At 54.8% G+C, this 11,400-nt stretch carries 7 protein-coding genes; 5 read left to right on the forward strand and 2 right to left on the reverse strand.

Going from position 1 to position 11,400, the window contains the following annotated elements; translation table 11 throughout:
- The first annotated feature begins 218 nt into the window (after positions 1-218).
- The 3 genes from TALK_RS05800 to TALK_RS05810 all read left to right on the forward strand — a co-directional run bounded on the left by TALK_RS05800 (position 219) and on the right by TALK_RS05810 (position 5,189).
- A complete protein-coding gene (locus tag TALK_RS05800; RefSeq protein WP_085616817.1) occupies positions 219-2,603 on the forward strand; it encodes a 1-deoxy-D-xylulose-5-phosphate synthase N-terminal domain-containing protein in 2,385 nt (794 codons plus the stop codon).
- 177 nt (positions 2,604-2,780) lie between these two features.
- A complete protein-coding gene (locus TALK_RS05805; protein ID WP_085616819.1) occupies positions 2,781-3,926 on the forward strand; it encodes an HPP family protein in 1,146 nt (381 codons plus the stop codon).
- A 252-nt stretch (positions 3,927-4,178) separates the two neighbouring features.
- Positions 4,179-5,189, forward strand: coding sequence for a calcium/sodium antiporter (locus TALK_RS05810; protein ID WP_245829706.1), 1,011 nt, complete (start codon positions 4,179-4,181; stop codon positions 5,187-5,189).
- A gap of 27 nt (positions 5,190-5,216) precedes the next feature.
- On the opposite strand, the gene TALK_RS05815 is transcribed toward TALK_RS05810, so the two are convergent.
- Positions 5,217-5,915, reverse strand: a complete 699-nt coding sequence (locus tag TALK_RS05815) for a MarC family protein (RefSeq protein WP_169714956.1) — start codon at positions 5,913-5,915, stop codon at positions 5,217-5,219.
- Positions 5,916-6,105: 190 nt separating this feature from the next.
- A complete protein-coding gene (locus TALK_RS05820; protein ID WP_085616821.1) occupies positions 6,106-7,002 on the reverse strand; it encodes a M48 family metalloprotease in 897 nt (298 codons plus the stop codon).
- A 499-nt stretch (positions 7,003-7,501) separates the two neighbouring features.
- Between TALK_RS05820 and TALK_RS05825 the strand changes: the two genes are divergently transcribed.
- Together TALK_RS05825 and TALK_RS05830 are read left to right on the forward strand one after the other, a co-directional pair.
- The gene (locus tag TALK_RS05825) at positions 7,502-9,922 is read left to right on the forward strand and encodes a type I secretion system permease/ATPase (RefSeq protein ID WP_085616823.1); all 2,421 of its coding nucleotides are present in this window, start codon (positions 7,502-7,504) and stop codon (positions 9,920-9,922) included.
- Positions 9,922-11,226 (forward strand): HlyD family type I secretion periplasmic adaptor subunit, encoded by a 1,305-nt coding sequence (locus TALK_RS05830; RefSeq protein WP_085616825.1) that lies wholly within the window; start codon positions 9,922-9,924, stop codon positions 11,224-11,226. Before TALK_RS05825 ends, TALK_RS05830 begins: the two co-directional genes overlap by 1 nt.
- The last annotated feature ends 174 nt before the right edge of the window (positions 11,227-11,400 follow it).

Below are 11,400 nucleotides of genomic sequence, written 5' to 3' on the forward strand. Positions count from 1 at the left end.
GAAATTTTGTTACCGGCGGGAAATTCGACATGTTCGACCAAACCTTCGCGTGAAGTTCAAAGACCGGACCGAAAGTGTCTAATCTTATGTGAAATGCACCTGTGGAATCTTGATTTTCTGCGGAGTGTCTTAAAAATCGGTAATTCAATACCGAAATGTTGCAGCCCGCATTGCACTGGCATCCGGGCGCAAAGGGTAACCCAAAAGGCGAGAGAAAGATGTCAGCACAAAATAGCACCCCAGAAATCGGCGAAATGATCGAAGCAAGTTCGACCGGGCGTGTGGCGGCCAAAGACCTTGCAATGCTGGGGCAGATTGAAAAAAAGGTGCGTTGGCTATCAAGCTGGACCATCCATAACGCCAATCATATTCGTCCGAAACGCGATGGTATCAAGGTTGGCGGCCATCAGGCCAGCTGTGCGTCGATGACGACATTGATGACGGCGCTTTATTTTAATGTGCTGCGTCCGCAAGACCGGATTGCGGTTAAACCGCATGCATCGCCGGTCTTTCATGCGATCAATTACCTGTTTGGTCGCCAGACGAAAGAAAAGCTGGAAAACTTCCGCGCCTTTGGTGGGGCGCAATCCTATCCGTCGCGGACCAAGGATGGCGATGTTGTTGATTTTTCGACTGGTTCGGTCGGGCTTGGCGCGGCGGTCACCAATTTTGCTGCGCTGACGCAGGATTACCTGCGCTATAAGGATATGCTGCCGCGCGGTGAAAAACCCGGTCGCATGGTTGCCCTTGTTGGCGATGCCGAACTTGACGAAGGCAATATTTACGAAGCGTTGCTTGATACCTGGAAACATGACATTCGCAATGTCTGGTGGGTGATCGATTATAACCGTCAAAGCCTGGATGGTATGATCGATGCGCATCTGTTCCGCGTCATTGGCCGGTTTTTCCGCGCGGTTGGCTGGAATGTGATCACAATCAAATATGGTCGTAAACTTCACGATGCCTTTGCCAAGCCGGGCGGCAAGGCGTTGAAAAAATGGCTGAACGAAGCCCCGAATGATGTCTATTCCGCGCTGACGTTCCAAGGCGGTGCCGCATGGCGCAAACAGATATTGGGCGATATGCCCGGTGACAATGCGCTGACAAGCCTGCTTGGCGATTATGACGATGATGCCTTGCATGATCTGATGACCAATCTGGGCGGGCATTGCATGGAAGCGGTGCTGAACGCATTTGATGCGGTGCCAAACGACAAACCGACGATCTTTATCGCCTATACGGTCAAGGGGTATGGCACACCGTTGCAGGGGCATAAGGATAATCATGCGGGCCTGATGAATGTGCCGCAAATGGATGCATTTAAAAAACAAAACAATATCAGCGACGGGCAGGAATGGGATTACGCCGCCGGTCTTGATATGGCCGAGGATAAAATCCGGGACTTTATCAATTCAGCACCCTTTAATGATGGCAAAGCGCGCAAAAAGCTGGCGACGGTGATTGATATTCCCGCAATGCCCTATGCGCGGGTTGAAACCTCAAGCACGCAGGAGGTTTTTGGTAAAATCCTGAACGAACTGGCCAAGATGAAAGACTGCGATCTTGCGGACCGTATCGTTACCACATCGCCGGACGTCACGGTTTCAACCAATCTTGGCGGGTTTGTAAATCAGCGTGGTTTGTTTGGCCGTGAAAACCTTGCCGATGAATTCCGCGAACGCAAGGTCCCCTCGGCCCAGAAATGGATCAGATCGCCCGAAGGCCAGCATGTCGAACTGGGCATTGCCGAAAACAATTTGTTCCTGAACCTTGCCGCCCTTGGCCTGTCTCACAGCCTGTTTGGTCAGCGTCTGTTCCCGATTGGAACCCTTTATGATCCGTTCATTGCGCGCGGGTTGGATGCGCTGAACTATGCCTGTTATCAGGATGCGCGCTTTATGGTGGTGGCCACACCAAGTGGTATTTCGCTGGCACCCGAAGGCGGGGCGCATCAATCGATTAGCACACCCATGATCGGTATGGGCCAGCCGGGGCTGACCAGTTTCGAGCCAAGCTTTGGCGATGAGGTTGCCACCATCATGGGCTGGTCGTTTGATCATTTGCAAAATCCCGATGGCGGGTCGGTTTACCTGCGCCTGTCGACCAAGCCGGTGGCCCAGCCCGACCGTGACCTTTCCAATGAGACCAAATCACAAATCGTATCGGGCGGGTACTGGCTGCGTGAACCGGGCAAGGATTGCAAAATGGCAATTGCCTATTGCGGGGCGATGGCCCCCGAAGCGATTGCCGCCTGGGAAAAGCTTTCTGTCGATCATCCGGGCATCGGGCTTTTGGCTGTGACCTCGACCGATCGGCTATATAACGAATGGCAGGATTTGGAACGCACCCGCCTTGAAGGCAAAGCGTCTGGCACGATGTCCCATATCGAAAATCTTTTGAAACCGCTGGCATCGGATGCCCGTCTTGTCACGGTGATTGACGGCCATCCGGCGGCAATGGCGTGGCTTGGTTCTGTCCGGGGGCATGCGGTGGCGCCGCTTGGGGTGAATAACTTTGGCCAGTGTGGGGACAGCATCGATCTGTATAAACACTATCAGATCGATACCGATGCCATCATCCGCGCGACGAAGCGCTGGGATTGATCATCTGACAGGTGAAAGTATGAAGGGAGGGCAGATTGTCCTCCCTTTTTTTTGTCTGACGAGTGCTGTTTTGGATATTGACGGGGGAGCTGATTATAACTACGAGAAAAATTAGAACTATTTAAAAATAAACAATAATTTTATGTTCAATATTGAACAAGGAAACGAAACATTCTGATGAAACCAAGCAGATTTCGCGTGCTTTATCCGGCGATTCCGGTCAGCACGACCAGAGAGGCTGTGCGTGCCGGGGGTGGGGCGCTGATCGGGCTTGGGGTTGTCGGGTTCGCGCTGTCATTCTTTGATTTACATGATGTTGGACTGTACCTGATTGCGCCTTTCGGGGCGTCGGCGGTCCTTTTGTTTGCGGTTCCCAATAGTCCGTTGGCGCAGCCATGGTCGGCAATCGTGGGTAACAGTGTTGCTGCCGTTGTTGGCGTGGCTATCTGTTATGTCATTCATGATCCGGCTTTGCGTGTGGCGGTTGCTGTCGGGCTTGCTATCGTGGGGATGATATTGGCGCGTGCTGTTCATCCACCGGGCGGTGCGGTGGCGATGGTTGCCGCGATGAACCCCGATATGGTCATGGAACTTGGATTTCGCTTTGTTGTAACGCCGGTGGCGGTGATTACGAGTATGCTTGTGTTGACAGCAGTACTTTATGCCCGTGCGACAGGCAGAAAATATCCGCTTCGGCATTTTGATGACAGGGGGCCGCATCTGACGGCTGATCGTCCACCGATTGAGCGACTTGGTCTGGATGAGGCCGAACTCAACACTATTTTGCAACAGTACCGGCAATCGCTTAATCTTGGTGTTGAAGATCTTGCACGGTTGATTGGTGCGGCGGAAATTCAGGTTGCGGCCCACCAGGTCGGTCCTCTTACAGCGGAACAAATCATGTCACGTGATCTTGTAACCGTTGATGCCGAAACACCATTGAGTGATGTTGCCGACCTTTTTCGTCGCCATGGTTTTACGTCATTGCCGGTTATCCAAGGTGATGGCCGGTTCATCGGGGTGATTTTTCAAATACACCTGATTAGACGCGCAAGAGAAGACGCCCTGCGTCTTGATCGAGGATTGCTTTCGGCGATGGCCCGCCTGATTGATCGTCGGCGTAATGCACCAGTCCGCGCAATTGAAATTATGTCGGTAACAGAGCCGCGCGCAACGGCAAGTACTCCTATTGCGGCATTATTGCCCCTTATGGCGGATGGAGCATGCGAAGCGGTTCCGATTGTTGAGGATAACCGGATTATCGGCATTGTGACACGCACCGACCTTATTGCGGCATTGGCCCATGCCGGGCTAAAGGGCTAGTGGTTTTTTGAAAATCAGAGGGGGCGGTTGGTGACGTTTTAAGGTGTGGCACAATGACCGATCAGAAAGCCGCTGTCGGGCCAAGACGTTTGGCGATTAAGTGTCCGCCGCAGGATGGTTCACGCATACAGGATCACAAAGGGTATCCGGTGACGGTGCGACCTGTCTCAGGGCGCAGCTTTCATCGTTCCCCATCAATAATATTCCGGTCGGTTTGTGTTTGGCGGGAATGTTTTCGGGACAGGCTTGCGCTTGTCGGCGCGGCCCCACACATCTGCGCTCTATGGTGTTAGCTGTGTCGTGCTCAATGCCGATCATGGGGGATGCGTTTTGGAATATCTGATGGTGCTGGGCGGGCTTGTTGGCTTGTTTTTCGGCGGTGAAGCCTTGGTGCGGGGCAGCGTCGGGATTGCGCAGCGTATGGCGATGCCGCCGCTTTTGATCGGGTTGACGGTGGTTGGGTTCGGTACCTCGACGCCGGAATTGCTGGTTTCGGTCGGGGCGGCCCTGCGCGGAGTGCCTGATATTGCGCTGGGCAATGTGATCGGATCAAATATCGCCAATATTTTGCTGATTGTCGGTTTATCCAGCCTTGTCTGGCCGATCCGGGTTTCGGGCGATACGCTTAAACGTGATACTGCGGTTATGATGGTGGCCGCCGTTGTGCTGATCCCGGTTTTCGCCCTTGGCGAGATTGGCCGTGTCGCCGGGATGATCCTGTTTATCGCACTGGTGGCCTATCTTGTGTTTGCCTATCGCCAGTCGCGCAAGGCACCAATTGCGGATGAAAATGATCTTTCATCCCTTGGCGATAGACCGCAGATGGCGATGCCCGTGGCACTGGTCTGGGTTGTGGGCGGTTTGGCTGCTTTGATGGTCGGGGCGGATTTTATGGTTGATGGTGCGGTGACGATTGCCCGGACCTTTGGCGTGTCCGAGGCCTTTATCGGACTGACCATTGTTGCCGTCGGGACGTCCTTGCCGGAATTGGCGACGTCATTAATCGCGGCCCTTCGCAAACAATCCGAAATCGCGATTGGCAATATCGTCGGATCGAATATTTTCAACATCCTTGGTATTCTTGGGCTGACAGCGGTCATCGCACCCATTCCGGTTGCCAGCCGGTTCATAACCTTTGACTTGCCGGTGATGATTGCCGTGTCGCTGGTCCTGACCCTGTTATTGCGCCGCCCGGTGATCGGGCGGGGTATCGGTATTGTGATGCTGATTGGTTATGCCGGTTATGTTTGGAGCGCGCGGTAATTCGGTAATATTGCCGCCGTTGGTGTTTTAGAAAAACGCCTGTTTGATGCCATCAATGATGAATTGGATGGCAAGGGCGGCAAGGATCATACCCAACAGCCGCGAGATCACGGTGGCGACAGTCGGGCTAAGGCGTTTGGCGACAATACCCGACAGCAGGAACATGGTCAGCGCGCATAGCATGACAAGGCCAACAACGGCGACGACGCTGACTTGCATCACGACGCTGTCTTGATACCGGCCCATCAACAGCATGACAGTTGCAATCGAACCGGGACCGGCCAGAAATGGGATCGACATCGGAAAGATCGAAATATCGTCTGGTTCTTCTTCGTCTTGTGCCGGTTTGGAGGCTTCGATCTGCTGATCCAGATCGTGTTCATCTTCAAGTTCCTGATGGACCTGTTCAGCACGCTGGTTGCGTTTCTGGCTGCGCCGTTCAAACAGCATTTCAAGCGCGATCAGGAACAAAAGCGTGCCGCCTGAAATACGAAATGCCGGCATGTGAATGCCAAAAATGCCAAGCACGCTTTCACCGACAACGGCAAAGGTCGCAAGGATCAGGAAACTGGTGATGCAGGCCCGAACCGCCATGCGACGGCGATGGGCGGCATTGGTTCCCTGCGTCAGGACGATGAAAACCGGAACAAGGCCCAGCGGGTCCACAATCACAAACAAGGTGACAAAAATCGGGATCAGTTCCGCGAGCATATCAACGCTTGGCATCGGTTTCCTTTGTCCTTTTTGTGCTTATGGGCCTGTTGGGGCAGGACAACATAGTGACAATCCCAAACCGGTTTGTCCCCCTGTAAAGTTGGGGCCGTATATCGGGCCGACACGACAAGGTAAACGATTATATTGGTTGCGAAATCCGATCCATCGGGGCCGGACATGGTTTTACGTGCTTTGGGGGCAATCAGGTTGTGCCGGGTGGGCGGCGTGTTTCAAAGAATTTCTGCCAAGTGCCGGGGTTAATACCGCGTAGGGCTTCAATGCGGACTTTGACCGACGGGTGGGTGTCAAGCAGAGACGGCGGCTGTGTGCTGCGATACGGGATCAGGCCGAGGCGTTTGCGATTAATCTTATCGATATGAAGCAACGCATCAATCATGTCTTCGGGGCCATTCAAAAGATCACTTGCCCCGTGATCGGCGGCAAATTCACGGTCGCGAATGACGGCCCGTTGCAGCAGGAAACTGATGGTCGGTATCGTCCCAAAAACGATGATCATCCATGCGGGGGGATTAAAGCTGCCGAAGATGAAAACCATCAATCCGAACAGGGCAATCGTCCATGTTGCGCGATACAGCACATCGGTCATCAGCAATATACGGGTATCACCATGCCATGCATGGGCGATTTCATGGGCAAGAACGGCGCGCATCTGGCGCGGGGAAAGTCCATGCAGGGCATCGCTTGAAATGGCGATGGTTGTATCCCCGGCGGTGCCGGTGGTGATGGCATTGACTCCTTTGCCCGGCAGCAGAAAAAGTTTTGGCAGGTAATCAAGCCCGGCGCGGTGGGCGAGCATCGCGGCCATTTCGTAGATCGCAGGATAGGCCGCGATATCAAGCGGACGGGCGCGCAAAAGTTTCATCAGGACGTCTGGCGAAATCATCGGTGCGACTGCCAGCATCAGGGCAACGGCAATGGCCGCCGAAATGGCCATCGATACCCCGCCCAGCATCCAGGCACAGGTTGCCAGAACACCGGCCATACAGGCCATCAGCGGCACGGTATGCGAAACGCCGCCCGGGCTGATTGCCAGAAATTGCTGAAGAAAGACGGGCAGGTTTGGTTTTTCGTTTTCCATCCGGTTTTCCGATTCTATTCCCGCCGATTCTATCGTTTCGAAGGGACGTCTTTGACTAAAGATTTGTTCTTTTATACTGCCGACAGCAAGGGGATAGGGAATTGTTCCTGGACATTGTGATTGCCATCAGCATAGCGGGTGTTGGACCCGATATTAAAGACAATGCCTTTTTGTGGATTTGAGCTGGAGCAATTCAAATCCGCAAAAAGGACGATTTGCCAATAAGTTGCGCCTGAGGCCAAATAGATGCGACAGATTGTTGGGGATGCGGATTCGCGATTTTATATCGGACCGTCTGTGCGTGAAACATACGCTGTATCCGCCGCAAATGGTTGAATTTCCTGAATTTGTTAACACATCCTTATATGTTGCCCTAGAATAGTGCTTATGCAATCGGATAGGTAGCTTGTGACAGGTGTGTCACGGGTCAGTCGGCGCGTGCGTCGGAATTCGACAGCATGGATACGACGGATGAAAACGGGGTTACGGAAGGAACGCAATGGCCCTGCTGGATAAAATCCAGTCGGCCCGCAAGTCGGGCGCGGCACGAGAAGCGGATCGGACCCCGCTGGAACGTATGTTCTGGCGGTCGATAGCCCTTGTCGGTGGATTTTCCATGATCATCAACATGTTGAATATGGTCATTCCGATTTATTCAATGCAGGTGTTTGACCGGGTACTTTCAAGCCGCAGTGTCGATACGCTTTTGCTGCTGACGCTTGGTATTGTGCTGGTTCTGATGTTTATCGCGGCGATGGAACAATTGCGTTCTCGCCTGTTGATCCGGGTCGGGACAGCACTTGATCTTCGGCTTGGCGGCGATCTGTTTGCCCATGTGGTGCAACAGGCCGCGCGCGGCAACAATATGCGCCAGCGCCCCCTGCGCGATCTTTATGGTCTGCGCGGGTTTCTGACCGGTTCTGGCCCTTTTACCCTGATCGATTTCATGTGGGCGCCGGTCTATATCGGCGTGGTGTTTATCTTTGATACGCGCCTGGGCATTGTGGCGTGCGCCGGGGCAGGGATCCTGATCCTGATTGCGATTGCCAATGAAGCCGCCGCCAAGATTTCAGTTGATCGATCCGAAGAAAGCCATAACCGGGGTATTGCGCAGGAAGAAACCTATGTCCGCAATGCCGAGGCGATGGAAGCGATGGGCATGACCCCATCGGCTCGTCAGCGCTGGCAGGCGGATCAGTCCGATGCGCTTTATTGGGAAGGCCAATCAAGTCGCCGGGTCGGAACATCGACCACATTGTCGCATTTCATTCGGCTTTCGATGCAGGTGACCTTTATCGGGGTTGGCGCCTATCTGGTGCTGACAGAAAGCATCACGATTGGCATCATGGTCGCATCGATGATCATGGGGATGCGCGGCCTTGCACCGTTTGACGGGGCGGTTTCGGCATGGCGCAGCTGGAATTCAGCGCGCAATTCGTTCGAACGCCTGAATAAAATCCTGCTTGAAAGCCGCCAGACGATTGCGGCCCCGCTGCCGCGCGGGCGCGGCATGTCGGTGACGGCCGACCGGCTGGTCTTTGCTCCGCCGGGCAGCCGCAATGTTTTGTTCAAGGGCTTTTCGTTTAAGACCGGACCGGGGCAGGTGATTTCGATTGCCGGGTTTAACGGGGTTGGTAAAACCGCGCTTTTGAAACTGATCATGGGCATCTGGGTGCCGGGATCAGGATCGATCAAACTTGATGAAATGGAAGCATCACGGATTGATCGCGGTGAATTGGGGCCGCAGGTCGGCTATCTGGCGCAAAACCCGTTTCTGTTCCCCGGAACGATTGCCGAAAATATCGCCCGTCTTGGCAATGCGGAGATGCGCGATATCATTCAGGCGGCCGAACTGGCCGGGGCGCATAAATTCATTCTTGATCTTCCTGATGGGTATGAAACCCGGGTCGAACGGGGCGGGCGCAACCTTTCGGGCGGGCAGCGTCAATTGATTGCCCTTGCCGCGGCGCTGTTTGGGCGGCCGCGCCTGTTGTTGCTTGATGAACCGACTACGGCCCTTGACGACATGGGGGTCAGCCATATCAGCGCCCTGATTGATATTGTGCGCAGTGCCGGGATCACGACCTTTATCGTCAGTCACGAACGCGAAATTCTGGTGCGTGCCGATGCGGTTCTGGCCCTTGCCAATGGGCAGATTCAAGTTGTTCCGGTGCGTGGTAAAGGCGATCAGGTGGCGGTTCCGGCATCGCCGCCACTCTCCTTTGAGCCTGAGATGGCAGCGCCGCCGATTAATGCCCCGGGTAATGCTCCTGCCAATATTCCGGCTGGGGTCGCCCCGGTTGCGGATGGCCAGATGCGCATTACGCCCAAACAAATTGCCGTGCCCAATCCGGATGCGCCGCGCTCGATTATTGAAAAGAATTCCCCGCGGCATCAAACCCCGATGCCCGCGGCAATATCCCCATCAAAACCAGCCCCGGTTCCAGCCAAGGCCCCGGCGCGTGCCGCGTCTGTTGCGGCAAAGGCGCCGGTTAAGCCAGCCCGCACCGCCACAACGGCAGAAGCCGGAGCCGCACGCAGCGAAATGGCGCCGCAGCCGACGCCGGGTGGTACCATGATGACCATGCGCCCGGTTACGCGCAAAAAAGCGGTGCCAAAGGGTGATGATCGTGCCGAGAGAAACCGCCTTGCTGCCCGTGAAAAGCAGGAAAAGCAGCGATTGAGCGCGCGGAAAACTGCCCGCGAAGCCGCGCTTGAGGCAGAGGCAAAAGCTGTGCGTGAGCGCGCGCGGGAAAAATCGGCAACCCGCAAGGCGGCCTTGCGGGCCGATCGTGCTGCCGCACAGTCGTCCGCCCCGGCGCCAGAACCATCCGCCGGTGCGCCGCGTCCAAAGCGCAGTGATCCGCCACAGCTTCGCGTGGTCGAAGGGTCGGCTGGCCGCCGTCGCGGGGGGGCATAATGGCAGGTGTTCAGCTCCCGATTGCGCGTGAACTTGAAACCGATGTCAAACCGCTGGTGCGGATCGGGCTTTTGATTTTGATCCTTGGGGTGGGATCGGTATTTCTGTGGGCGGCAACAGCCAGGATCAATTCCGCCGCAACAGCAAGTGGCGTGGTTGCGCCATTTTCCGGCCGTCAAAGCGTACAGCATCTTGAAGGCGGGATCATCCGCGACATTTTGGTGCGTAATGGCACGCGTGTGCAGGGTGGCGAAGTCCTGATCCGGCTTGACGATACACGGGCGCGGGCCAGTTTTGACTTGCTCAATAATCGTTATCTTAATGCGTTGGCGACACAGGCGCGCCTGTTTGCCGAACGCAGCGGTAAGGATCGGTTGTCTTTTCCGGCACCGCTTGATGATCCGCGCTATGCGGGTATTGTCGAGTCTCAGGAAACCCTGTTTGACAGCCGGATCAATGCGTTTCGCGGCGAGCTTGAGCTTTATGACGAGCGGATCAAGGAATTGCGCCGCGAAATCGTCGGCACGCGCGAGCAGCAAATTGCCGCCGAGCAGCAGGTCGGGATCGTCAAGGAAGAGCTCGCGATGGTCAAACCAATGGTTGACCTTGGCTATGCCAGACGGACCCGATTGTTGCAGCTTGAAAGCCGCTTGGTCGAGGTGCTGGGAAATATCGGGCGGTTTTCCGCCGATATCGCCCGCATTGAACAGCAAATCCAACAGGTTAAATCCAGTCAGGCACAGCTGACGCGCGACAATCTGCAAACCATCAATACTGAACTTCGGGACATTCAGGGCGAGATTTCCGACCTGAGCGAACGTTTACGCTCGGCCGAGGATATTCTGGTGCGGTCCGATATCAAGGCACCGCGTGCGGGTACGGTAACCAGTCTGCAATTTACAACGATTGGCGGGGTTATTCCGCCCGGTGCGCAAATTCTTGAAATCGTGCCGCAGGACGACAAGCTGGTGATCGAAGCGCGGGTTTCGCCCAACGATATCGATGTTGTTCATGCGGGACTCGAGGTCAATATCCGGGTGACAGCCTTCAGTCAGCGGTGGTTCGCGCCGGTAAAAGGTGTTGTTGCCGATATTTCACCCGATCGATTGACGGATCCGGAAGGCCGCCCGTATTTTCAGGCCATGATCGAGATTGATGCCGAAAGTATGGCCGAACACGAAGGCATGATTTTGTCGCCCGGTATGGCTGCACAGCTTGAAATCGTTACAGGTGCGCGGACTATCCTTGCTTATCTCTTTGCACCGATCACCGATAGTTTTGAGCGCGCATTCCGCGAACAATAGGCGACGGTGCTCCGAGTCGGGACCGTCTTAGACCCCCTATACAACCTGACAGATTCTGTCATGGATGATTTTCGTCTTTAAAACTCACATAAAACATGAAAAAAATCTAATTAGACAGGGAATCAGCGTGTCTCCTGTTGATGGAGTTATGTGATTAGTCTATACCATGGTATA

The sequence above is a fragment of the Thalassospira alkalitolerans genome (genome assembly GCF_002115745.1).
Taxonomy (GTDB): domain Bacteria; phylum Pseudomonadota; class Alphaproteobacteria; order Rhodospirillales; family Thalassospiraceae; genus Thalassospira; species Thalassospira alkalitolerans.